Here is a 24,804-nt window from a genome sequence, read left to right on the forward strand (position 1 = left end):
TATTGGTTGCGGAATATTCAGTTAATCAAAGTATTTTTGGAACTTAATTATTAATCATTGTCCACTTCTTTAGTCATTATTCCTACTTATAATGAGATCGAGAACATCGAATCGATTATTGGTGCCGTTTTTGCATTGCCGGTGGAATTTGATATTCTGATAGTGGATGATGGATCACCCGATGGAACAGGAAGCCAAGTTGAACTTTTGATTTCAAAATTTCCCGATAGGTTGTTTTTAATGAAACGACCGCAAAAGTCCGGTTTAGGAACTGCTTATATTGCTGGGTTCAAATGGGCCTTAAACAGAAATTATGAATATATTCTGGAAATGGATGCCGATTTTAGTCATCCTCCCGCTAAGCTGGTTGAACTTATGGAATCCTGCGCATCCGGAAATGCAGATGTGTCTGTTGGGTCCAGATACATTCCAGGCGGGGGCGTAGTGAACTGGCCGTTCTTGCGATTACTTTTGTCTAAATCTGCTTCCATTTATGTTCAGTGGATAACCGGGATGAAAGTCAAAGATCCTACTGCAGGTTTTGTGTGTTACTCCAGAAAGGTTTTAGAACAAATAGAACTAGATAAAATCCGTTTTGTTGGTTATGCCTTTCAAATCGAGATGAAATACAATGCTTTTAAGCTTGGCTACCGGATTAAAGAGATCCCGATTATTTTTCCGGACCGTGTAAAAGGCAAGTCTAAAATGAATATTCTGATTATTCGTGAAGCATTACTAGGCGTATTTAAAATGCGTTTCGGGAATTAAGTTTACATATTGGTAAATTGTTAGTCAAGTCACCAATAGACCTATTCAAATTATGGACAAATATTTAGGATGACACAGGCATGGTTCACTACCTATCGACTAGGATAATATCCACAACATTCTCCCTAATAAAGACTTTTATACCCTATTCCGGAACCCTGATTCCATTAACCGGGAAGTTTATATATATATTTATATAATCTTTAAACAATAGGTTATACAATTCTTATATATTTGAGTAATATTAATGTGTATATGAGGGTTTTCGAGGACATTATAAAACAGAAGTGTAATCATTTTGCTTATAAATTGTAACTAATTTGGTTACATGCTGATTCTCAGTGGAAATAATATATAGATTTTTTATATTTTTAGTGGGAGAAAGTGGGAAAAAGTGGAAATAGGTTATATATTTGACCCAACAAACCAACATGAGGCCAAAGAATGTATAAGCTAAGTGGCGAATATGAGATTAAACTGGATGATAAGAGCAGATTGCGATTACCTTCAGCATTGATGCGTCTTCTCGAAGTTAGTGACAGAAAGGGCCTTGTGATAAACCGTGGTTTTGAAAAATGCTTGATACTCTACCCGCAAGAAGTGTGGGAAGAAAAGACGAAAGAAGTTAACCAGCTCAATCCGTACAACATTAAGAATAGGGAGTTTGCCAGGTATTTTTACCGGGGTGCAACTCAATTAGAACCCGATGCGGCTTCCCGTATTGTGCTTCCCAAGACCCTTATGGAGCATGCGGGAATTCAGACTGAAGTCATGTTGTTGGCATTTAATGATCAGATTGAAATTTGGTCAAGGGACGAATATTTGAAGATGGTAGATAACGAGCCTGAAAATTTTGCCGAGTTGGCTCAGGAAGTTTTTAGACATAAAGATGTCTGATTCTAAATATGTTCATATTCCCGTACTGCTTACCGAATCTGTCGACTCGTTGGTAAGTAATCCAGATGGGGTTTACGTGGATGTGACCTATGGAGGTGGAGGACATAGTCGCGCGATTCTTGACAAACTAAATCCTGGTGGTAGGATTTTTGGTTTTGACCAGGATGAAATGGCAATAAAGAATAAAATTGAAGACAATAGACTCACTTTGGTGTGGTCAAATTTCAGGTACTTAAAGAAATATCTGAGATATTATAAAGTGGAAAAAGTGGATGGTATTCTTGCAGATCTAGGTGTTTCTTCTTTTCATTTTGATACGGATGACAGAGGTTTTTCATTTCAATCTGATTATCCTTTGGATATGAGAATGAATCAGGAACAGGAGTTAAATGCGGAAGGTGTATTGCAAACTTATTCAGAAGTGAGACTTGCAAAAGTTTTTACTCAATATGGTGAGCTTACCAATGGGCATTTGATTGCTAAAAAATGGATCCAAGACAGAAAAAGCACAAGGCTTAATGGATGTGCTTCATTTGCGGAGTGGGTGAGTCCATTTGTTTATGGAAAAAGAAATAAGTTTTTGGCACAACTGTTTCAAGCTCTGAGAATCGAAGTAAATCAGGAATTGGAAAGTCTAGGCGAATTCTTAATGCAAGCTTCAGATTTATTGAAACCAGGAGGAAGATTGGTTGTGATCAGCTACCATTCTTTAGAAGATAGAATGGTTAAGAATTTTATCAAAACGGGATTATTGGATTTAGAAAATGATTATTCATTGAACAGGCATAAAAAAACAATGAAACAGTCGTCGAAAGATGTTATTGTACCTTCTGAAAATGAGTTAGAGAGAAACAGCAGATCACGGTCAGCCAAAATGAGGGTAGGTATAAGATTAAATGATTAAAATATGGAATACAACAAACCGCCAAAGATTGATAGAAAAAAATTCAGTAGTGTAAATACCATGTTGATTTATAAAAATTTGCCTTATATCTCTTTGTTGTTTGTTTTAGCGCTCATTTATGTAGCCAATGTTCATTATGCAGAAAAACACTTAAGAGCAACGCAAGTTTTGAATGAAGAAATTAAAGAATTAAAATGGGATTACTGGTCTTTGAAATCTGGTATCATGTATAACAGTACAGAAGGACAGATATTAAAAAAAGTACAAGAAAAAGAAATATATGTGCCGGATCAAGCACCAAAAAAGTTGATTCGTGTAGAGAATTGAAAAAATGGATCGTAAGAAGGAATTTTTACTCAGGGTATATGTGACTTTGGCAGTCTTTCTGCTTGCTGGAGCGCTATTGTCCTGGAAGGCAATCAAGATTGTTACGATCGAGGGGGATATGTGGAGACAAAAAGGGGAGGAGTTGTATTTCAAACTCGTCTCCATTGAGGCAGAGAGAGGAAAAATATTAGCAGATGATGGAAGTCCATTGGCGATTTCCTTACCGTTCTTTGAAATCAGGATGGATACCAGAGCTAGGGGTTTGACCAAAGAGGTATTCAAGAAAAATGTGGACTCTTTAGCCTATTTTCTTTCAAGAGATTTAATGCAAGATAAAGGTCCCAGAGAAATTAAAAATATGCTTGTTAAAGAACGACAAGATGGGAACCGATATCTTTTGATTGCAAGGTCTATTGATTATCAGCAAATGGAATCGTTGAAGAAATATCCAATTTTCAGGGATGGCCAGAACAAGGGTGGACTTATCGTGATCAGAAAAGATAAAAGAGAGAAACCATTTAAAGTTTTGGCGAGCAGAACAATAGGACTTAACAGAGAAAATGCACAATCCATTGGTTTGGAAAGTTCTTTTAATCAGTATCTTAAAGGGGAAGAGGGTCAGCGATTGATGAAAAAAGTGGGTCACAACATTTACTTACCCGTTGACGATGTCATTGAAATTGAAGCCAAGAGAGGGAAGGACATAGTGACCACAATAAACATAGGTATTCAGGAGGTTGCAGAAGATGCATTGGCAGAAGCAATATTGAAACATGGTGCAATAAAAGGTTGTGCCGTAGTAATGGATGTCAAAACCGGAGCAATAAAAGCCATGGCTAATCTTGGATTTGATGCTGAAGGAAACCTTGTGGAGAACTTTAATTATGCGATTGCCAGTTCCACAGAACCAGGTTCAACCATGAAACTCGCTTCCACCTTAGCGATGCTTGAAACAGGAAAAGTAGACCTAAAAACATCCGTGGATTTGAATGGCGGGGAAGCTTATTTCTATAATAAAAAGATGAAAGATTCTGAGAGTCATGGTGTAGGAATGAGTGATTTGCAATATGCTTTTGAAAAGTCATCCAACGTAGGAATTTCAAAATTGGCAAATGCCATTTTTAGCAGTAACCAAGGGCAAAAGCAGTTTGCAGATTATTATAGAAAATTTGGACTACACAAGAAAACCGGAATTGAATTGGATGGTGAACCAGAACCTGTTATTAAGCACCCGGAAATAGATAAAGAGAAATGGTACGGCACTTCTGTTCCATGGATGAGTGTTGGGTATGAATTGCAATTAACCCCTCTGCAGATCCTAAATCTTTATAATACTGTGGCAAATAATGGTCGAATGATGAAACCATATATTGTATCAGGGATTCTTGATAATGATGTAGAAGTAAAGAAAATTGAACCAAAAATATTGCGCGACAGTATAGTTTCTAACAACACTTTATTACAAGCAAAGGCATTATTAAAGGGCGCCGTGGATAATGGGACAGCAAAAATTATTTATACAGACCAATATTCTATTTCCGGAAAAACCGGTACAGCGGTAACCAACTATTTCGTCACCGGAATGGAGCAAAAAGATTATCAGGCTTCTTTCTGCGGATATTTTCCAAGTGAAGATCCTGCATACAGTTGTATAGTTGTTATATATAATCCAACCAAGGGTGGGTATTATGGAGGACAAGCTGCCGCACCGGTATTTAAAAGAATTGCGGATCGTTGTATGAGAGATATGAACAGGATTGCTGTTCAGATTAACGATCAACCAAAGCCGGCACTGGCCATGGAAGTACTACCGGTGGGTAATCATGGATATGCAGGTGACTTTAAAAATCTTTTTGGATTTATAGGATTGCCTTATAATGATCCAAAGAAAAGTGATTGGATAAGAACCATTTCCAATAAGGAGGGTGTGTATACCTTGCCACAATATCAGGAAAAGGGAAAGGTTCCTGATCTTGGAGGAATGGGATTACGAGATGCCATGTTTGTATTAGACAAATTAGGCATCGGTGTGGTGGCACACGGAGTTGGGAAAGTAAAATATCAGAGCATTTCACCGGGTACATTATTGCCTGGTGGTGATCAGAGAATTGAAATATTTTTAGAATAAAAGTTCATTGAAAAGTTTATCACAAATTCTACCTCATTCTGGCGGATTCCAAATAGTTGGAATGTTAGATCAAAAAGTGGAAGGGTTTTCTTCTGATTCAAGGGAAGTAAGATCAGGGATGGTCTTTGTGGCAAGGAAGGGATTGATAGCAGATGGTCATCAATTTATACCAGCAGTTATCGAAAGAGGAGTAAAAATTGTTTTCTGTGAAGCCTTGCCGGAAGAAATTCTAGTGGATGTCACTTATATCCAGAGTAAGAATGTAACCGACGTTCTGTCTCAAATGTTGAATGAGTTTTATGATCATCCATCAGACCAACTTAAGCTTATTGGCGTTACTGGCACAAATGGTAAAACAACTACTGCAACATTATGCTATGATTTGTTTAAATCATTAGGATATAAAGCTGGACTAATATCCACAGTTGTAAATCGAATACATCTTGCAGAAGAAAAGGCAACACATACAACACCGGATATAATAAAGTTGTATTCTTTGTTAGACAAAATGGTGAAGGAAGGTTGTTCTTATGTTTTCATGGAAGTAAGTTCTCATGCAATTGATCAAAACCGAATAGCCGGGCTAAATTTTTCTGGTGCAGTTTTTACCAATTTAACGCATGATCATCTGGATTATCATAAAACGTTTGATTCATATTTAAAAGCAAAGAAAAAGTTCTTTGATGGTTTATCAAAATCCTCTTTTGCATTAATCAATTCCGATGACAAGCATGGTCAGGTAATGGTTCAGAATTGTAAAGCAAAGATTTATACTTATGCTTTAATGGGGATGGCTGATTTTAAATTAAAAATTCTTGGAAACGATTTGCATGGTCTCCATCTGAAATATAAGCAGCAGGAATGGTTTTCAAGATTAGTTGGCGTCTTTAATGGATATAATTTGGCTGCAGTACTTGGAACAGCAATTTTATTGAATGAAGATGAAAATCATGTCCTTCCAAAGATGTCGGATTTGAAATCCGTAGAAGGCAGATTTGATTGGATGAGAAATGAAGTGGACGGGAGAGTTGGCATTGTGGATTATGCACATACCTCAGATGCTGTGGAAAAAATTCTTCTCAATATTCAAGAACTAAGAAAGCCAAATCAGAAGATCATAACCATAATAGGTTGTGGAGGAAATAGAGATCGTGATAAAAGGCCAGAAATGGCGCGCATTGCATCAGAGTTGAGTGATCAGTTGATTCTTACCTCGGATAATCCCAGAGATGAAGATCCTGAGGATATAATAAAGCAAATGGAAATCGGAATTACTTCTGAAAATTTCCATAAATACATAGTGGTTGTAGACCGCGAACAGGCTATTAAAACGGCATGCGCCTTTAGCCATGAAGGGGATATTATTCTCCTTGCAGGAAAAGGCCATGAGAAATATCAGGAAGTCAAAGGGGTAAAGACCTTTTTTGACGACAAAGAAAAACTAAGAAAGTATTTACTTAACATATAAAAGATTATAGAGTAGGTTCTATTATCATTCTCAGGTTGGTTTTAACAGTTACAGCAGGAGTATTGCAACCAAAGGGATTGGATCCCTGCTGTACTGTTAAATTTCCGATTAATGAAAAACCATGTTGTACTATTTATTTCAATTTACAGAAAAATTATTCCATCTCCCAGGGGGACGATTATTTAATTATATCTCCTTTAGGGCTGGATTGGCTATAATTATTTCTTTGATTATTACGATGCTGTTTGGTGAACGCATCATTCGTTCTTTGAAAAGACTGCAAATAGGAGAAACTGTTCGCGACTTAGGGCTTGCAGGTCAAAAAGAAAAAGAGGGTACTCCTACCATGGGTGGCCTGATCATTATTTTGGGTATTATGGTTCCGTGTCTCCTTTTAACCAGGTTAGACAATGTATATATTCAAGTAATGATTTTCACAACATTGTGGATGGGTGTAATTGGGTTCTCTGATGATTACATTAAAGTGTTTCTAAAGGATAAAGAAGGCTTGAAAGCTATTTTTAAAATTTTGGGTCAAGTCGTTTTGGGTGTGGTTGTAGCGGTGGTTATGCTGTATCATGAAAATGTAGTTGTCAGAATGACCAAAACAGAAGCATTAAAATTTCAATATAGCATTGAAGATGAAATCATTTCTTTTGACAAAAATTCAAATAAAATTTCAGAATATGTATATGTTAAAACGGCATTGACCAATGTTCCGTTTTTAAAGGGTAATCGGTTTGATTATGCATGGCTTTGTAGTTTTATGGATGATAATGCAGCCTCCATGCTTTGGGTAATTTTTATACCGTTTGTTATTTTTATTGTTACCGCCGTGTCCAATGCAGCAAATCTTACAGATGGTTTAGATGGATTAGCTACAGGAGTATCTGCGATAATTGCTGCAACATTAGCTATTTTAGCCTATGTTTCCGGTAACTCAATAATAGCGGAGTATTTAAATATTTTTTATCTCCCATACACTGGAGAGTTAGTAATTTTTGCATCTGCTTTTCTCGGTTCTTGTGTTGGGTTTCTATGGTATAATTCATATCCGGCTAAGGTGTTTATGGGAGATACCGGTAGCCTTACCTTAGGAGGAATTATAGCTGTCCTCGCAGTATTGTTAAGAAAAGAGTTACTTATTCCCGTATTGTGTGGTGTGTTTCTAATAGAGAATTTTTCCGTTGTTCTTCAAGTAGCTTATTTTAAGTATACAAGAAGAAAATATGGTGAAGGTCGTCGGATCTTTTTAATGTCACCGTTGCATCATCATTTTCAAAAAAAGGGAATGCATGAAGCTACGATTGCAGTTCGATTTTGGATCATTACCTTGCTACTCGCAGTACTAACCATTATTACCCTAAAAATGCGATAAATGGTATTAATTCTTGGATGCGGAGAGAGTGGATTTGGTGCAGCATTGTTGGCCCATAAACATGGATTGCCGGTATTCGTAAGTGATCAGACCATGATCCGGGAGGAGTTTAAACTAAAGTTTATCGATCTTGAAATTGATTTTGAGGAAGGAGGACATGAAATTGCTTATGATATAATACCCACATTAGTAATAAAAAGTCCTGGAATACCTGATAGCGCAAAAATTATAAAGTATTTTGTAGATCGTACAATTGAATTAATTTCTGAAATTGAATTTGCATATCGCTACTGTAAAGGAAAAATAATTGCGATTACCGGGAGTAATGGAAAAACGACCACTACCAATCTTTGTTATCATATGTTGCAATCTAATGGTTACAATGTTGCGAAGGCTGGGAATGTTGGTTTTTCTTTTGCCAGAAGTTTGGCCATGGAGGATCATGAATTCTATATTTTGGAGTTGAGTAGTTTTCAATTGGATACCATACTTAATTTTCGACCAGATATTGCCATTTTAATAAATATAACACCCGATCACTTGGATCGATACGATAATAATTTTGACAATTATATTAAGTCAAAATTCAGGATATGCATGAATCAGAGATCTGATGATGTGTTCATTCTAAATTCAAATGATTTGACTATTCAGTCTTATCTGAAGGCGAACTCTTTCAAAGTAAAAATAGATCCATTGGACGTTAAGTTGGATAAAGAGGAGAATGTAATTGTAAATGGTGAAAGATTATTTTCTTTAAAAAATTCCCGATTAAAAGGAAGCCATAATGCTTTGAATGCTGCATGTGCAGCTACTGCAGCGCATTATGTTGGTTTGACTTATGATGAAGTTCAAACCAGTATGGATAGTTTTGTCAACGATCCACATAGATTGGAATTGGTGGAGACCATTAATGGTGTAATTTATATTAATGACAGTAAAGCAACTAATGTAGATTCTGTATACTGGGCATTGGATGCAATGAAGGGAAAAGTGATTTGGATCGCAGGAGGACAGGATAAAGGAAATGATTATTCTATTTTGCAGTCTTTGGTTAAATCTAAAGTGAAGGCACTCGTTGCACTTGGCGCAGATAATGTCAAATTATTGGACGCATTTAAGGAATATATTCCGGTGTTTGACACGCATGATATGAATTCGGCGGTAGTGCAGTCTAAGAAACTTGCAGAGGAAGGCGATGTGGTTCTATTGTCTCCGGCTTGTGCAAGTTTTGATTTATTTAACAACTATATGCATAGGGGAGATTTGTTTAAAGGAGAGGTTTTAAAACTGAAATTAATTTAGAGGGAATGAACGTACTTATTGAAAATATTAAGGATGGCATAAAAGGAGATCGGTTTTTATGGACCATCATTATCCTTTTGTCACTTTGTTCCTTATTGGCTGTTTACAGCGCATCAATATCCTTGACAAAGTACAATTCTGACAATACCATATTTTTTCTTTTAAAACATGTTCCTTTCATTATTGGTGGGTTGATTCTCGCTTGGTTTATTTCAAATATTGATTATACTGAATTCAGCAAATGGGCGCCATTTTTTTTAATTGTTGCCGTAGCTTTGTTAGTGTGGGCATTATTTTTTGGCGTAAATATAAATCAGGCGAAACGATGGATCCAGGTTCCATTTTTAGATATTTCATTTCAAGTTTCAGATTTTGCAAAATTGGCTTTAATTGCATTCGTGGCTAGGAGCATTTCGGCAAAACAGGATCATATTAAAAGTTTTAAGACCGCGTTCGTACCGATTATGTTACCCGTTCTATTAATTTGTGGATTAATAGCGCCATCCAATTTTTCCACATCTGCTATTTTATTTTTGTGTTGCATAATGATGCTTTTTGTAGGAAGGGTATCATTTAAATATATTTTTATTTTAGGATTATTTGGGGTGTTGATGTTTGCATTTTTGATTTATTTGGGACAATTTTTACCTGACGCAATTCGGGTAAATACATGGGTAAACAGGGTGAACGAATATCTCAATGTGGAAGGAGGCGGGTATCAAGTTCAACAAGCTAAGATTGCAATTGCTCGTGGTGGATTATTCGGAGTAGGCCCTGGAAATTCCATGCTAAGAAATTTTATACCATATTCTTATGCTGACTTTATATATGCTATAATTTGTGAGGAATGGGGAATTTTACTTGGAGGGATAGGATTAATTATTTTATACCTGATGTTATTGGGCCATTGTGTAAGCATGGTAACTAAATCACCAAAAGCGTTTGGTGCGATGCTGACAATTGGTATTGGATTTAATATAGTTATGCAGGCATTTGCTAATATGGCAGTATCTCTTGGTCTTGTGCCGGTAACTGGATTGACACTTCCGTATATAAGTATGGGTGGTACTTCATTACTTTTTACCAGTATGGCTTTTGGAATGGTGATTAGTGTAAGTAAACATATATCCGGATTAAAATTAGAGCAAGACAGCGATTCATTAACCGATAATAAAGTTGAGCTGGATGATTAAAGTGCTGATTAGTGGAGGAGGAACAGGGGGACATGTGTTTCCTGCTATTGCCATTGCCGATTCTATTAAAGAAATTAGTCCACTTGCAGAAATTCTTTTTGTTGGTGCATCAGGCAGGTTGGAAATGGTTGAGGTGCCGAAAGCTGGATACAGGATTGAAGGATTAAATATTTCAGGATTTCAAAGAAAATTTAGCCTGAAAAATATAATGGTTGTATGGAAGTTAATCGGCTCAATGTTTAAGGCATTCAAAATCGTAACACGATTTGCACCCGACGTTGTTGTAGGTGTTGGAGGTTATGCCAGTGGACCGGTTATGAAAGTGGCAGCATGGAAAGGGATCCCATATTTGATACAAGAGCAAAATTCTTATCCAGGAATTACAAATAAATTAATGGCATCAAAAGCAAGTGCTATTTGTGTTGCATTTCCAGATACAAAAAAATATTTTAACAATCCAAAAATAGAAATAACAGGAAATCCGGTAAGGAAAACCATGAGAACTCCTGTGAAAAAAATTGAAGCTTATAAATATTTTAATTTAGATCCGAATAAGAAAACACTATGTTTTCTAGGTGGGAGCTTAGGGGCAAAAACAATAAATGAAGTTGTACTTTTGGAGAAGGAAAGTATCTTAAACAGGCAAGATATTCAAGTCTTATGGCAATGTGGCAGACAATACGAGGAACGAATTAAAGAACATGGAATAGCAAAACTAGAACAAGTTCATATTTGTTCTTTTATTGATAGAATGGACTACGCTTATGCTGTCGCAGATGTTGCAGTTACAAGGGCTGGAGCATTAACTATTTCAGAATTAGCCATAACTGAAACAGTTTCTATTTTAGTACCTTCTCCCAATGTTGCTGAGGATCACCAAAGAAAAAATGCTGAAGCCATGACAAATATACATGCTGCAGTAATGATTTTGGATGTGGACGCACCTTCGATGCTTTGGAAAACCGCGGTGGCTTTATTGGATGATTATGAGCAACAAGAATTGATAAAAATAAATTTACATAAAATGGCAAAACCAGATGCTGCAATGAATATTGCAAAACGGGTTTTGTCTCTTGCAGTATAAAATGGAGGCATTGAAAAAAGTTTATTTTCTTGGAATTGGTGGCATTGGGATGAGTGCCCTGGCCAGGTATTTCAATGCGCGCGGTACTGAGGTTCACGGATATGATAAAACCAGAACGCCATTGACGGTTGAAATGGAATCTGAAGGAATGTTTATACATTATGAAGACCTTCCGCTTGCCATTCCTGAGCAATTAGATCTAGTGGTGTGGACACCTGCGATTTCAAAATCACTTCAGGAGTTCCAGTTGCTTTCTGCATCAGGGATTAAAATGTTAAAAAGATCGGAGGTATTGGGTAAAATAACTGCCGAAAATAAGAATATCGCAATTGCCGGAACTCATGGAAAAACAACCACAAGCTGCATTTTAACTTTTATCCTTGTAGAATCAGGCGTAAAAACATCTGCATTTTTAGGAGGCATACCAAAGAATTATCATTCCAATTTTATAGATACGGGACATGATTGGATTGTTGAAGAAGCTGATGAATACGACCGTTCATTTCTTCAATTATTTCCTGATATTGCAGTAATTGGATCCTTGGATGCAGACCATTTAGACATCTATGGGGATAGATCTAAAATGGTATCCAGCTATTTAGATTTTGCTCATCAAATAAAAAGACCGGGCCTCCTTCTGATGTCAGCAAGTATCCAGGAATCAGATTTGAATCGATTCAGGCAATTAAATAATGTTAAACTGTTGACCTACGGAATTGATTCTGGTGATGTAAAAAGTAAAATTTTATCCATCCATGAGGGCTGGACTACATTTAATTATCAGGATGAAAAGGGTAATTTATTTAATGAATTAAAATTAAGATTACCAGGAAAGCATAATTTGCAAAATGTAACAGCTGCCATTCGCATTGCGGTTGAACTCGGAATAAATGAGTCAGCCATTAGAAAAGCATTAATGTCTTTTCAAGGAATAGTCAGAAGATTTGAATGGTTGTTTGAAGGAAATAGTCAGGTGTACATTGATGATTATGCCCACCATCCAGAGGAGTTAAGGGCTGCAATAGAAGCGACAAAGAGTTGTTATCCAGGGAGAAAAATATTGGGAATTTTTCAACCTCATTTATATACAAGGACCAGAGATTTTGCCAATGATTTTGCGAAGGTGCTTGATATGCTGGATGAAGTAATATTAGTAGAACTATATCCGGCTAGAGAAGAAGCCATAGAAGGAATAGGTTCGCAAACCATCCTTGATTTGATGGAATTGGAGAAGAAGAGTTTTGTTCTGAAAAGAGATCTGATTGAAGATTTAAAAAGTAGAAAATTGGATGTGATTATAACATTAGGTGCAGGGGATCTTGACTTGATGGCCGATCAAATTGTTAAAATTCTGAATTGATATGAATACAAAAATGAAGGTCGGATTGGTAATAGGGTTGTATATTGTTACAATGCTGGCGGTGGTATTCGTATGGCTGAATTCCATCAGGGAGCAACGAACTCAAAAGTCAGGCCAATTGAAAATTCTGATCATTAAACCATCTGGAGAAAATCAATTGCTTGAGGAAAAGGATGTTCGACAGGCAGTGGCTAGTTTTTATAAAAAGGATTGGAGAAAAATTCCAATCTATGCGCTTCGCACCTCTGATTTAGAAAGGTATCTGGAGAGTCAGGCAGTAATACATCATGCAGAAGTATTTATTGATTCAAAGAAGAATCTTCATGTTGAAATGTATCAGCGAGATCCCTTAATGCGAGTGGCTGATATTCTAGGGAATCAATTTTATATCGATGTCGAAGGAAAGAGAATTCCAAATTCAAGGAATTATTCTGCACGAGTTCCTGTTGTAACTGGTATTTCCCACCCTTTTAAAGGACATGACATTTGGCAAAAGGAAAATGTTGAGTACAGGACTGTTTATCAACTCGCAAAAGAAATTGTAAAAGAACCATTTATAAGGTCACTTGTTGAACAGATAGATTTATTACCATCCGGGGAATTGGTACTTGTTCCAAAGATAGGAAATGAAAAAATTCATTTTGGCGGCATTGACAATATTAATGAAAAACTTGAAAAACTTAAATTTTTTTACCAGGAAGGATTAAGATATGAAGGATGGAATGTCTATCAGACTATTGATTTAAAGAACAAAGATCAGGTAGTGTGTCGGAAAAATTCTTCTGAAATTTAATTTTAAAACTCAAACTTATCAGCATATGGAATCACATAATAATCAAAACCCGGAAATTATTGCCGCGCTTGATATTGGCACCACAAAAGTATGTGTGGTCGTTGGAAAGCGAAATATTCTGAACAAAATTGAAGTACTTGGCTATGGCAAAGTGAGTTCAGAGGGGGTGATCAGAGGAGTGGTCTCAAACATTGACAAGACTGTAAAAGCGATTAGTGATGCGATAGATCTTGCAGAGAAAATGAGTCGACATGAGATTCAGAAAGTCCATGTCGGAATCGCAGGTCAGCATATCAAAAGTCTCCAACATCAAGGAGTATTGTACAGAAATAATCCGCAGGAAGAAATTACCCGTGAAGATGTGGAAAAACTAGTCCAGGATATGTATAAAATTGCCTTGCCTCCGGGTGATCAAATTTTACATGTGATACCTCAGGAGTTTACCGTAGATGACGAAGAAGGAATTATGGATCCGGTAGGAATGTCCGGCTCAAGGTTGCAATCCAATTTTCATATAATAACCGGTAACACATCTGCTGCAAGTAATATACTAAGATGTATTGAAAAAGCAGGATTGGTAGCTGAAAGTATGACACTTGAGCCTCTGGCTTCTGCAGAGTCAGTGTTGTCTAAAGAAGAAAAGGAAGCCGGAGTAGTGATGGTTGATATTGGCGGAGGCACCACGGATGTTACCATCTATAATGAAGGCATCATTCGGTACACGTCTGTGATACCTATTGGAAGCAATATGATCACAAAAGATATTAAAGCAGGATGCTCCGTTACTCAAGAACAAGCTGAAAAATTAAAGGTCCGTTTTGGGTCTGCATTAAGCGAGGAGATTGTTGACAATAGGATTATCACAATTCCAGGATTAATGGGTAGAGAGCCAAAGGAAATTTCAGAAAAAAATCTGGCAAGAATTATTCAGGCAAGGGTAGAGGAAATATTTGAATACGTGATGTGGGACATTCACAGAAGTGGTTATGAGAATAAATTAGTTGCCGGAATAGTGCTGACAGGTGGAGGTTCTTTGCTTAAGAATCTTGAACTTTTGGCCGAGTATCAGACTGGATTGGCTGCAAGAATTGGCTATCCAACGGAGCATTTGTCCTCACATTATATGGATGAAGTATCTAATCCAATGTTTTCAACCAGTATGGGACTTGTTTTTGAAGGAATGAAGAAAATGGCTCCAGTAAAATCAGAACCAAGGAAAATAGTTCCTGAAGTATTTGATTTGGTTGAAGACAATATTGAAACTACTGAAGAATTAGAAAGACAAGAAGGAAAACGAGAAGGTTGGTTGGGTAGGTTTGTAAATAAGGGTTATTCTTCCGTTAAAGAATTTTTTGAAGCAAGCCCTGATTCTGAATTTTAATTAAAAATATATATAATTTTTTTTATAATTTATTTTTATTTATAATATATAATTATATATCTTTACGTCATAAACAAATATTAAAAAAGATTATATGAATCAAACCTCTATAATCAAAGTTATCGGAGTCGGAGGAGGGGGGACTAATGCAGTTACTCAGATGTATAATCTGGGCATAAGAGGTGTTGATTTTGCAGTTTGTAACACGGATCAACAAAGTTTAGACATTAGTTCAGTACCCACTAAAATTCAATTGGGCCCATTGCTCACTGTTGGTAGAGGTGCCGGAAATAATCCTGAAGTTGGAAGACAAGCATGTCTTGAATCCGCTGAGGAGCTCCGAAGATTTCTAGAAAAAGATACAAAAATGCTGTTTATTACAGCAGGTATGGGAGGAGGAACAGGTACTGGTGCTGCGCCCATCATTGCAAAGGTTGCCAGGGAACTTGAAATATTAACTGTAGGTATTGTTACTCTCCCATTTCAATTTGAAGGTCCCAGACGCGGTAGATTAGCATTTGAGGGACTTGATCAACTGAAGCAAAATGTTGATTCACTGATTGTGATTTCAAACAATAAGCTTCGCGAGATGTATGGCAACTTATCTATGTCATGCGCCTTTTCCAATGCAGACAATATTTTAGCAACCGCTGCCAAGGGTATAGCTGAAATCATTACAGTCCCAGGCTATATAAATGTCGATTTTGAAGATGTTAATTTTGTAATGAAGGATAGTGGTGTGTCCATCATGGGTAGTGCTTTGGCAAAAGGTGAAGACAGGGCAAGAAAAGTAATTGAGAGCGCTTTAAATTCTCCGTTGCTTGAAGATAATGACATCAGAGGAGCCAAACATATTTTGTTAAACATTACGACTGGAAGAAACCCTGAAATCACGATGGATGAGGTCGGTGAAATAACCGAATACATACAACAAGAAGCAGGTTATGATACCGATTTGATTTGGGGCTCATGTGTAGATGAAAGTCTTGAAGATCAAATTAGTGTGACCTTAATTGCGACTGGTTTTGGTCAGGGTTATAAGAATCGATCAAATCAGGAAGCTGTTAAAAAAGTTGTTATTGATTTAAACGAAGATGAGCTTGAGATTGCAAGGACCGATTCACCCGAATCTACGTCAGCACAAACGGTAGAATTTGAGGATGAGTTTATTGCTCCTGGGTCTAAAGATAATGGGTTAAATACTTTGAGTTTTTATTATCAGGAAAATAGTCCTAAGAAAGAAGAAATTAAATCACCAGAAATAAAATCACTTTTTAATAAGCCATTAACTGGAAACAAACCTTTAACTGAAGGCAAGAATCTTGCTGATGCTGAAAACACACCTGCTTACGAGCGAAGGAACGTAAGGCTAGACAGGATAAATTCTTCTGCGGAAACAACAATTTCCCGCACCAGAATCTTCATGGATGAAGAAAATAAACTTGAAATCCGGGAAGAAAACTCATTCCTTCACGACAATGTTGACTAAAGAAGCTTCGTCTTTTCATACCTTTTCATGAGATTGGTTTATTATGACCCGGGGTGGTTCCCGGGTCTTTTTTTTTGTTTGAGTTAATTTACAGAATCCATTCAAACTTTAACCCAATTTGTGAATCAATATTTATACTTTAGTAAAATTTAATTATTACAAAATGCTATTAACCTTTGATGTCAGGTTTTCAAAATGTAGAAATTTTTCTTTTCCGACAAGATAGATGGATAAATATTAATCAGTTTTTTATATACTAATCCTGGATTTAATAATTTTAAGGTAAGTTCTTTTTTACTGTACAATAATTTTCGAGTTTTTTTACAAACTCCGGTTAACCAAATTCAATTGGAATCTTGATCATTCGAAAACAAAAATTCCAGAGTATAATTGTAGAATCAAATAATTGTTGCTTGATAAAAAACAAAAAAAAGGCCACTCAAAAAGAATGGCCTTTAAGTTTATGTTTCTAAAATTATTGTAGCATCCCTGTCATTAGAGCTCCACCTAATTCAGGTATAGTTATGCTATATTTCAGAGCTTTTGGAGCTGAAGTCTTTGCAACCCATACTGTCAATACTCCAGGATCTGCATTTGCAGGTTTAACTTCCACTTTAAAGCAATCGACATTATTAATCATCTCTGACCCAACCACCTCTAAGCTCATTAGTTTTTGTTCCATTTTTTGGAGATCCGAATTAACGATAAGGGTTTTGTAATCACTTGTTAGCGGAAGGCAGGCAATATACATATATGGTGCAGGGCCATCCGCGAATACCGGATTATCAATTTTTATATTCAGTTCTGATTTATTTCCGCTCATATTCATTTTTCCGGAAATGGCATTTTCATGATAAATCAAATCCATGTTTATAGGACCTTGATCTATATATCTTGAAATTTGATTTAAATTTCCTTTCTGAAATTTACCAAAATCTTTTAAGCTACCGGTAGGCATATCCATATTGCTGGAGACCAGCCAATGTTTACCTTCATCCTTAATATTAATTTTTTCTTCGAAATCCATTTTTTGTCCCATCATTTCCAAATTGACTAAATAAGTATAATCACCCGGAATTAAATCTTTTGAAGCGATAGCTGCAGTGATCTGTGAAGCGTCCAATTTTTTTGGCATGGTTACAGTGCGCACATCGACTGTAATTTCTTGTAATCTTTTGGCTACTTCAGGCTTAATGTCTTCTTGATATCTTCCTCCTAAGTGTTTGGCTAAAAATTTTTCAGCTGCCGCAACAAATGCCATGTTGTTCACTGGACGTGCAAAACCATGTCCTTCATCCGGGGCACAAATGTATTCCACCGGAAGATTCTTATCTCTCATGGCAATTACAATTTGGTCGGATTCTGCTTTTTTTACTCTTGGGTCATTCGCTCCCTGGACTATTAAGAGTGGAACTTTAATTTTGTCTACGAAAAACAAAGGGGATTGTTTTTTCAATTGAGCCTCACCCTCAGGATTTGTTGGATCTCCCATCCTTTCATGGAAAACTTTTCTTCCTGCCTCCCAATATGCAGGAATTGATTGTAGTAATGTAATCAAACTTGATGGTCCAACAATCGACACTCCACATGCATAAACATCCGGTGTAAAAGTTACCCCAGCTAAAGTAGCATACCCACCATATGACCCCCCAAGTATTCCAACTCTCTTTGGATCAACAATTCCTTTTTTTATTAAATATTGCACACCGAATGTAATATCATCCTGCATTTTTTCACCCCATTGTTTGTTGCCTGCATTGATAAATTTTTTACCATAACCTGTGGATCCTCTAAAATTTGGTTGGAGTACAGCGTATCCACGATTAGACCACAATTGAGCATAAGCATCATATCCCCAGGAATTCCTGGCCCATGGTCCACCATGTGGATTTACAATAAGCGGTAAATTTTTTGAACTAAGTCCTTTTGGTAAGGTTAGGTAAGCCGGAATTTCTAATCCATCTGAGGACTTGTATCGAATTACAGTCATTGGGGAAAGATCTTCAACAGGCATTTTTGGTCGTGGTCTATATTGAAAAGTTGTCTTTTTTGATCGTCTGTCATATAAATACTTTGCTCCCGGATCAGTATCAGAATAAACGGACAATAACCAAGTCATTTCATCTTTTGTACTGTTGTCAAAGGAAATTTCCATACCCTTGAATTGTTTCTTTAAAAGCTTATATTCTGCTTCATATTTTTTGTCCTTCCAGTAAATTCTTGTTTTATCATCCTCATAAAATGTTGCAATTAGATTTTGTGTAATATCAGAAAATGAAGCGTTGCCAAAATCCACTTTTTTTTCTGGGTCAGATTCAATTACATTCATTTTTAAGGTATTGATGTTAAAAAGTACCAATCTAGATAAATTAATTTCGTTCCCAACATCTGTAACCATGTAAATCTGTTGTCCATCCGGATGAAAATTAACAGGGTAGTAACTTTCTAAAATATTACTTGAATAAATTTTAGTAAAGCCACTATTATCTAACCTAAGCAGATCTGTAGAGCCATCAGGATTAGATTTCATGGAAAGGCGCAATTTATCTTTATGATCAAATATCCATGCAACCATCCTGTCTTCATTTTTTCTGATCAGTTTTTTTTCACCAGTGGAAATTCTTACCTCATATAAATCATGCCATGCAGCATCCCGATCATTCAATCCAACATAAATTAAATCGGGATTGCTTTTTGGAACTGAGTAAATCATTGCTCTGACATTTGGCATATCTGTAAGGTTTCTAGAAGTAGGCACATCCATTCCTTCTGTTAATTTTTCAGCAGGATTAACTGCATAAATATGATAATTTTCGTTTCCACCTTTATCCTGCACATATAAAATATATTTACTGTCCCTTGACCAAAAATAAGATCCAAGAGGCCTTAGGGTGTCTGCAGTAATAGGTTTTGCAGCGGTAAATTCTTCTGAAGCCTTTTTTACCCAAATATTTCTAGTCCCTTTATATGGTTTGATAAAACTCATGAACTTGCCATTTGGTGAAAGTTGGGCGCCTGATATTTCAGGATCTCCAAAAAATATTTCACGATCTATAAGCGGAGGTTGTCCGGATTTTTTTTTCTGTGCCTGTAAAGTAAGGCCTGTTATACAAGATAAAAACATTAACAAAGCTATTTTCATATGATTAAAATTGAATTTCAAGGAAGATTTTTAAAGTTTGATTTTTCGTAAATACCAACAAATAAACGGAAAGTTAAGTTTAATGTTATACAGTTTCCAAAAAATCATTGATAACCAAAGCAAGGGTTTCCGGATCCACTCGTTCTATCATATGGGGTGTGGCAGGAATTTCAACATATTTTCCATTTGGCAGAATATCTGCAATACTGCGGGACTCGGCTTCAAATACAGTTTTATCCCTATCGCCCCTTGTGATTAAAACTTTCAATTTTAGTTTGAGTAATACAGCAGGGTCCAGTCTTGGATTATTTCCAAGATCTATCAAAAAATCTTTGGTGTAGCTAACCAATGTGTTCCAATTATCTCCGTGTAAGTCCATCAACGATTCAACTACCGCCGGATACTTAGAAAGTAATACTTCAGAATCCACAAAAGAAAATTGTTCCATATATGTTCTGTCCGTCCAGTCAAATTTGGTTCCTAAAGTTATGACACTATTAAACGGAACAGGACTTATGGTTGCAGCATAAAGGCCCACATATCCACCTAAGCTGTAACCAAAAATATTTGGATCCAAAATTTTATGCTGTTCGATAAAAGAATTTAATTCTTGACCGAGTTTATCGATGCTTATACTTTCGGGTGGGTTTAAAAATTTTCCATGTCCTGAAAAATTTAAAAGAAAAACATTAAATTTATCCTTCAGTAATTCCGCCAACTTTTCAAGTTGTGTTGATGAACCCAAGGCCCCATGCAGAAGGATTATGTTTTTTAAACCTTTCATTTATATTTTGAGTTGAAATTTTACTTATCTTAAAATAGGTTTAATTTATTGCTTAATTTTCAACCTAGATTTTTCCCTAATCATGGCAATTTAAATTTTTGATTGGTAGTAAATATTTCTGTTTTTAAAGCAGAAAATTGGAAAATAATTCAAGCAAAGTTTAATCACTTTAAGAACAATTTAAAATTTAAGTGCAATATTTTAAAATTAATGCCTAATTTGAAAGAATGGAAATTATTTGGTTTCTGATGGATAATAAATATCTTTTTTGCAGATATAATCTTCTGTTAAAAAGGTATCTGGAAGATAGTGAAAGGTTTAAGAAATGATTGAATATGTATAATGAAAAAATAATTCCGACAACCAATATTAATGTTGAAGCAATTCCAATATAAATCACACCTATTATCCCAACTGCCAGTATGGTGAGAATTGTTAAAACAAGACTTAGCGCGAGCCTGACAGGTGGCACGAATTCAATATGCTTAATTTTTTTTAGTGTAAATATTTTTGCTCCCATCAAAGGTAAGCCCAGGGTAATTATTCCTGGAATTCCCAAGATAAAAGAGATGATCAGTTCAACTGATCTCATAATTGATTTCAAAAATGAGCTCTGAACAGAGAATTCAAGGGAATCTATAGATGTGAATTCTCTGGAATAATCTGCAGCCAAATCATTTAAAATTTGTTTATGTTCTGCTACTTTAGTCAGTAACTTTTGATGGATTTCAATTTCTTGAAAGGATTCCGGTGATATGGAATTTCGATATATTATTTCAAGAGTTCGAAATCTATTTTCATTAAATTCGTCAGGTGCAGACAAAACCACTTTATCCAAAGCCTCATAGAATTGCTGGGTAAGAAGACCTAATTTGTCTCCATTTATGGGTATATTTTTTAGAAATTCTGTAACCGACATCGGTGGTCCCATAAGAATTCGTACTTCACCACCACGATGCAACACATTTGAGTAATTCATGCCACACGGCACCACCGTGAGGTCTTGGATTTTTTGTGCTTCCAATGAACCAATTGCAAGTCTTGCAGCGCCTTTCTGCAAGGGTCTTAAGTTACGAGTCATTAGTGTGCTCCCCTCAGGAAATATTAGTATGACATGCCCTTCAGATAATTTATTAAAACAAATCTCAAATGTGCTTATATTATTTCTCAGTTTTTCAAATCCATCTCTTGATCGATAAATTGGAATCTGATATGTAGATTCTAGAATTGGTTTTAACCATTTTTTTTCAAACATATCGCCACGAACAAGAAAATGCAATGTGCGATGTTGAAAACAAGCTAAAATGATTGCTTCAAAAAATGAACTTGGGTGATTGCAAATAAGTAAAACCGGACCTTTCTCGGGAATGTTCGTACTTCCCTGGGTGACTATCTTTTTAAAATAGAATCTTGAGGCAAGACTGACAAGAAAATGAAAAATCCTGTAAACCATAGTACGCAAAGATATTAATATAGTGATTTGAATTTTACTTATTTTTCAAGGGTGTTTTAAGAATAGGCAGGATAGTCTATAATTCTTTCTAATTTTGAATTATTTTGAAAGAAAACCGTGAAGTCATTAATTGTTATTTTGGGACCTACAGGTATTGGTAAAACAGCATTGTCCCTGATATTGGCTAAACAATTCCAAACAAGTATCCTTTCCGCGGACAGCAGGCAAGTGTACCAAATGCTCAATATTGGAACAGCCAAGCCCTCCCAAGAGCAATTGGCTTCTGTAAAGCATTATTTTATTGATCACATTACCCCAGATTCTGTCTATAGTGCCGGTCAATTTGCCTTGGATGCAAAAGATATTTTGAATGACTTGTTTCTGAGACACGAACAAGTGGTTCTATGTGGGGGAACCGGCCTCTATATAAAAGCCCTTTTAGATGGATTGGATGATTTTCCAGAAATTGACCCTGAGGTTCGCAAAGGTTTATCCGATCTGTATGCATCCATAGGAATAGGAGCTTTGCAAGACGAATTGTCCGTATTAGATCCATCCTACTATGGTTTGGTGGATCGGAATAATCCACATCGTTTAATCAGGGCATTAAGTGTAATAAAGTCAAGTGGAAAACCATATTCTTCTTTTTTAAATAAGTCAGTTAAGGAATTGCGCAATTATAAGGTTATTGAGATACATCTTGGAATGGCAAGAAGTGATTTGTACCAAAGGATAGAAATGCGGGTGGATAAAATGCTTGATTCTGGGTTGCTCCAGGAAGTAGAAAGTTTAATACAGTACAAGGATTCACCTGGCATGAATACAGTAGGGTACAAAGAAATTATAGAATATATGAGCGGTCATTATAATTTGGAACAAGCAATAGATAAGATTAAGCAACACACACGCAACTACGCCAAAAGACAAATTACTTGGTTTAATAAATACTGTTCAACGGATAGGTTTCATCCTGAGGATTTTGAAGGAATTCAGGACTATGTAGAACAAAGCTTATTGTCTGACTAGTTAGTTATATTTAAAAATCATCTCGCCCCTCTAATTTCCGGTTGTATATGGCAAGTCTTACACCTGGTACTTTCCTCAATAATATCAGCATTTCATAACTTTCAATCATTTTAGTGTCGTAATTAAAAAGAAAAAAATTCATATATTCTGAAATTCGCTTTTTAGATTTCAAACCATAGGCTGCAAATTTTTCCTCCAGCATGTCCTTGGTTAGACTTGAGTCCATATCTACCTGGATTTCAGAAAGAATGAGATTTGGATTTGTTAAATCTTCTTTTTTTAAGATTTGTGTCCATTTTTCAGACTTAATTAAGTTGGCTAATTCAGACTGGATAGTCTCTATTTCCTTTGGCAGTAATGTATTTGAAGTAATACTTTTGATTATACTGTCGGTAGCTCCATAATAAATTAGTTCTGTAGAAGGCAAATCAGGAATATTTCGGAAATATGAGTTTTTATAAGATTTCCAATTTAGTGTGTTGATTTCTTTGTAAAATTTTTCTTTTGTTTCTTTATTTAGTTGACAAAAATGAACTCCTGTTTTGTCTAAATTCTCCTTACCTTCGAGAATAACCATCCCGTCTGTATAAAGACTCAATCTGTAGACCTGACATTTTCCAAAACACGGTGACTTTCTGAAACTGATTAATTTTTCTATTCGTTTATCCGGTTGGGAAATAATACCATGACCGGTTTTGCAGGATGTTCCTACAACAAATAGCAATAGGCTGAGATATGCAAATAAATATTTCATTTTATTGGATTATGGTATGGAAATAACCTTATATGTGTAGTTTATTTCTTGATTTAGAATTTGAATCAAATAAATTGAAGACACTAAGTTAATAGAATTTCTTGGAAAAAGGATTCTTTGATTTTCCAAAAATTCTTCTTCGATAATAACTTTGCCTTCAAGGTTTATAAGTCTTATCTTTGAAGACCAACTAGTCATATCTTCAGATTCTATGAGCCATTGGTTTCCATTATTTGAAAGATACTTAATTGTTAATGTTTTGGCTAGAGTTGAATTACAGTTTGTGTTGTCAAGATCAGATCGGTAGGTATCCAATTGTTGATGCATTCTTGTAACTTGTCCCTGGGTAAATAATTGCATACATGGGTCATTTACAAGACTCATAAAATTCATAAACATACTTGAACTGCCGCAGGAAAATTGTGGGTAATCAGGACAATCAAAATAATTGGACGATTGAGGTGGGGTGTCACTCACCTGATCATCTTGAGTGCAGTCATCAGGATTGGAATTAACAGCCAGATGTAAAAGACCAGCATAGTGTCCAAATTCATGTACCAAAGTGTAACCTAAGTGAAATGGAAAATTTTCCGGGTTGAGGCCTATATAATTAGGATCTATAATTATACCATCTTGACTGGAGGTGGCTTGCCAGGGGAAGATGGCTTCACCTGGAGGGCAATTGGTCCGTGAACCAATAAATACATTGATATATTTTTTTGGATCCCAAGGATCGATTCCTCCTAAGGCTGAGGTCATGATATTTTTCCTACCAAATTCACTTCGACAACCTATATCATCTATCATAGTTTTTGTTCGGGTAATACCTGTAGTTCTTTGTCCTTTAGGATCAGTGGAAGCAAGACAAAATTTGATTTCGGGAGTTTTGCCAAGTATTCTAAATTCCTTAGGTATACCATTATTTTGGCCGGGATCATAGTGTTTGAAAATTCGATTCAGGACTTCAAGCTGAGAATAAACTCTGGAGTCAGAAATATTGTCTATTTCATTTTGAAAAACAATATGAAACACAATATTATATTCTCTTAAAGTCCTTTTGTTAGCCTTAATTTCAAAACTTTCTTGTTCGTTCAAACATTTTAATGGGTTTTGCAATCCGCATCGCTGTCCAAATGCAGATTTAGACAACCATGTTGACATTAAAAATAC

20 protein-coding genes are annotated in these 24,804 nt (G+C 35.9%); 15 read left to right on the forward strand and 5 right to left on the reverse strand.

Going from position 1 to position 24,804, the window contains the following annotated elements; all coding sequences use genetic code 11:
- Positions 1-57: 57 nt before the first annotated feature.
- The 14 genes from IPJ83_05770 to ftsZ all read left to right on the forward strand — a co-directional run bounded on the left by IPJ83_05770 (position 58) and on the right by ftsZ (position 16,475).
- Positions 58-768: a polyprenol monophosphomannose synthase gene (locus IPJ83_05770; protein ID MBK7880051.1), complete on the forward strand. Its 711-nt coding sequence runs from the start codon at positions 58-60 to the stop codon at positions 766-768.
- A gap of 444 nt (positions 769-1,212) precedes the next feature.
- Positions 1,213-1,665 (forward strand): division/cell wall cluster transcriptional repressor MraZ, encoded by a 453-nt coding sequence (gene mraZ, locus IPJ83_05775; protein ID MBK7880052.1) that lies wholly within the window; start codon positions 1,213-1,215, stop codon positions 1,663-1,665.
- Positions 1,658-2,569: a 16S rRNA (cytosine(1402)-N(4))-methyltransferase RsmH gene (gene rsmH / locus IPJ83_05780; GenBank protein ID MBK7880053.1), complete on the forward strand. Its 912-nt coding sequence runs from the start codon at positions 1,658-1,660 to the stop codon at positions 2,567-2,569. Before mraZ ends, rsmH begins: the two co-directional genes overlap by 8 nt.
- A 3-nt stretch (positions 2,570-2,572) precedes the next feature.
- The gene (locus IPJ83_05785) at positions 2,573-2,896 is read left to right on the forward strand and encodes a hypothetical protein (GenBank protein ID MBK7880054.1); all 324 of its coding nucleotides are present in this window, start codon (positions 2,573-2,575) and stop codon (positions 2,894-2,896) included.
- A gap of 4 nt (positions 2,897-2,900) precedes the next feature.
- Positions 2,901-5,024, forward strand: a complete 2,124-nt coding sequence (locus IPJ83_05790) for a transpeptidase family protein (protein MBK7880055.1) — start codon at positions 2,901-2,903, stop codon at positions 5,022-5,024.
- A gap of 61 nt (positions 5,025-5,085) precedes the next feature.
- On the forward strand, positions 5,086-6,492 hold the full coding sequence (locus IPJ83_05795; protein ID MBK7880056.1) for a UDP-N-acetylmuramoyl-L-alanyl-D-glutamate--2,6-diaminopimelate ligase: 1,407 nt from the start codon (positions 5,086-5,088) through the stop codon (positions 6,490-6,492).
- 121 nt (positions 6,493-6,613) lie between these two features.
- Complete coding sequence (locus IPJ83_05800) at positions 6,614-7,870, forward strand: phospho-N-acetylmuramoyl-pentapeptide-transferase (protein MBK7880057.1); 1,257 nt, start codon at positions 6,614-6,616, stop codon at positions 7,868-7,870.
- Positions 7,871-9,175, forward strand: coding sequence for a UDP-N-acetylmuramoyl-L-alanine--D-glutamate ligase (gene murD, locus IPJ83_05805; protein MBK7880058.1), 1,305 nt, complete (start codon positions 7,871-7,873; stop codon positions 9,173-9,175).
- A 5-nt stretch (positions 9,176-9,180) separates the two neighbouring features.
- Positions 9,181-10,368 (forward strand): FtsW/RodA/SpoVE family cell cycle protein, encoded by a 1,188-nt coding sequence (locus tag IPJ83_05810; protein MBK7880059.1) that lies wholly within the window; start codon positions 9,181-9,183, stop codon positions 10,366-10,368.
- On the forward strand, positions 10,361-11,452 hold the full coding sequence (gene murG, locus IPJ83_05815; protein ID MBK7880060.1) for an undecaprenyldiphospho-muramoylpentapeptide beta-N-acetylglucosaminyltransferase: 1,092 nt from the start codon (positions 10,361-10,363) through the stop codon (positions 11,450-11,452). Before IPJ83_05810 ends, murG begins: the two co-directional genes overlap by 8 nt.
- 10 nt (positions 11,453-11,462) lie before the next feature.
- On the forward strand, positions 11,463-12,812 hold the full coding sequence (locus tag IPJ83_05820) for a UDP-N-acetylmuramate--L-alanine ligase (protein ID MBK7880061.1): 1,350 nt from the start codon (positions 11,463-11,465) through the stop codon (positions 12,810-12,812).
- Between the two features lies 1 nt (position 12,813).
- Entirely contained in the window at positions 12,814-13,605 is a 792-nt protein-coding gene (locus IPJ83_05825; GenBank protein ID MBK7880062.1) for a hypothetical protein, read from the forward strand.
- Between the two features lie 25 nt (positions 13,606-13,630).
- Positions 13,631-14,986 carry a cell division protein FtsA gene (gene ftsA / locus IPJ83_05830; protein MBK7880063.1) on the forward strand — a complete coding sequence of 452 codons (1,356 nt, stop codon included), beginning with the start codon at positions 13,631-13,633 and terminating at the stop codon, positions 14,984-14,986.
- 94 nt (positions 14,987-15,080) lie between these two features.
- Complete coding sequence (gene ftsZ / locus IPJ83_05835; GenBank protein ID MBK7880064.1) at positions 15,081-16,475, forward strand: cell division protein FtsZ; 1,395 nt, start codon at positions 15,081-15,083, stop codon at positions 16,473-16,475.
- Between the two features lie 475 nt (positions 16,476-16,950).
- On the opposite strand, the gene IPJ83_05840 is transcribed toward ftsZ, so the two are convergent.
- The 3 genes from IPJ83_05840 to IPJ83_05850 form a co-directional block, all read right to left on the reverse strand.
- On the reverse strand, positions 16,951-19,617 hold the full coding sequence (locus IPJ83_05840) for a S9 family peptidase (protein MBK7880065.1): 2,667 nt from the start codon (positions 19,615-19,617) through the stop codon (positions 16,951-16,953).
- Positions 19,618-19,702: 85 nt separating this feature from the next.
- Positions 19,703-20,401 carry an alpha/beta hydrolase gene (locus IPJ83_05845; GenBank protein MBK7880066.1) on the reverse strand — a complete coding sequence of 233 codons (699 nt, stop codon included), beginning with the start codon at positions 20,399-20,401 and terminating at the stop codon, positions 19,703-19,705.
- 214 nt (positions 20,402-20,615) lie between these two features.
- Complete coding sequence (locus IPJ83_05850) at positions 20,616-21,854, reverse strand: 1-acyl-sn-glycerol-3-phosphate acyltransferase (protein MBK7880067.1); 1,239 nt, start codon at positions 21,852-21,854, stop codon at positions 20,616-20,618.
- A gap of 117 nt (positions 21,855-21,971) precedes the next feature.
- Here IPJ83_05850 and miaA point away from each other — a divergent pair, with 117 nt between their 5' ends.
- Positions 21,972-22,880 carry a tRNA (adenosine(37)-N6)-dimethylallyltransferase MiaA gene (miaA, locus tag IPJ83_05855; GenBank protein MBK7880068.1) on the forward strand — a complete coding sequence of 303 codons (909 nt, stop codon included), beginning with the start codon at positions 21,972-21,974 and terminating at the stop codon, positions 22,878-22,880.
- A gap of 10 nt (positions 22,881-22,890) precedes the next feature.
- On the opposite strand, the gene IPJ83_05860 is transcribed toward miaA, so the two are convergent.
- A complete protein-coding gene (locus IPJ83_05860; GenBank protein ID MBK7880069.1) occupies positions 22,891-23,634 on the reverse strand; it encodes a hypothetical protein in 744 nt (247 codons plus the stop codon).
- Positions 23,635-23,643: 9 nt separating this feature from the next.
- Entirely contained in the window at positions 23,644-24,783 is a 1,140-nt protein-coding gene (locus IPJ83_05865) for a hypothetical protein (protein MBK7880070.1), read from the reverse strand.
- Positions 24,784-24,804: the final 21 nt, after the last annotated feature.

It is taken from the genome of Candidatus Vicinibacter proximus (assembly GCA_016713905.1).
Taxonomy (GTDB): Bacteria; Bacteroidota; Bacteroidia; order Chitinophagales; family Saprospiraceae; genus Vicinibacter; species Vicinibacter proximus.

What these genes read in the sequence shown, in the direction of transcription:
- mraZ (MBK7880052.1), top strand. Translation starts at nt 1,213, where the DNA reads ATGTATAAGCTAAGTGGCGAATATGAGATTAAACTGGATGATAAGAGC.
- rsmH (MBK7880053.1), top strand. Translation starts at nt 1,658, where the DNA reads ATGTCTGATTCTAAATATGTTCATATTCCCGTACTGCTTACCGAATCT.
- IPJ83_05785 (MBK7880054.1), top strand. Translation starts at nt 2,573, where the DNA reads ATGGAATACAACAAACCGCCAAAGATTGATAGAAAAAAATTCAGTAGT.
- IPJ83_05790 (MBK7880055.1), top strand. Translation starts at nt 2,901, where the DNA reads ATGGATCGTAAGAAGGAATTTTTACTCAGGGTATATGTGACTTTGGCA.
- IPJ83_05795 (MBK7880056.1), top strand. Translation starts at nt 5,086, where the DNA reads ATGTTAGATCAAAAAGTGGAAGGGTTTTCTTCTGATTCAAGGGAAGTA.
- IPJ83_05800 (MBK7880057.1), top strand. Translation starts at nt 6,614, where the DNA reads ATGTTGTACTATTTATTTCAATTTACAGAAAAATTATTCCATCTCCCA.
- murD (MBK7880058.1), top strand. Translation starts at nt 7,871, where the DNA reads ATGGTATTAATTCTTGGATGCGGAGAGAGTGGATTTGGTGCAGCATTG.
- IPJ83_05810 (MBK7880059.1), top strand. Translation starts at nt 9,181, where the DNA reads ATGAACGTACTTATTGAAAATATTAAGGATGGCATAAAAGGAGATCGG.
- murG (MBK7880060.1), top strand. Translation starts at nt 10,361, where the DNA reads ATGATTAAAGTGCTGATTAGTGGAGGAGGAACAGGGGGACATGTGTTT.
- IPJ83_05825 (MBK7880062.1), top strand. Translation starts at nt 12,814, where the DNA reads ATGAATACAAAAATGAAGGTCGGATTGGTAATAGGGTTGTATATTGTT.
- ftsA (MBK7880063.1), top strand. Translation starts at nt 13,631, where the DNA reads ATGGAATCACATAATAATCAAAACCCGGAAATTATTGCCGCGCTTGAT.
- ftsZ (MBK7880064.1), top strand. Translation starts at nt 15,081, where the DNA reads ATGAATCAAACCTCTATAATCAAAGTTATCGGAGTCGGAGGAGGGGGG.
- IPJ83_05840 (MBK7880065.1), bottom strand. Translation starts at nt 19,617, where the DNA reads ATGAAAATAGCTTTGTTAATGTTTTTATCTTGTATAACAGGCCTTACT.
- IPJ83_05845 (MBK7880066.1), bottom strand. Translation starts at nt 20,401, where the DNA reads ATGAAAGGTTTAAAAAACATAATCCTTCTGCATGGGGCCTTGGGTTCA.
- IPJ83_05850 (MBK7880067.1), bottom strand. Translation starts at nt 21,854, where the DNA reads ATGGTTTACAGGATTTTTCATTTTCTTGTCAGTCTTGCCTCAAGATTC.
- IPJ83_05860 (MBK7880069.1), bottom strand. Translation starts at nt 23,634, where the DNA reads ATGAAATATTTATTTGCATATCTCAGCCTATTGCTATTTGTTGTAGGA.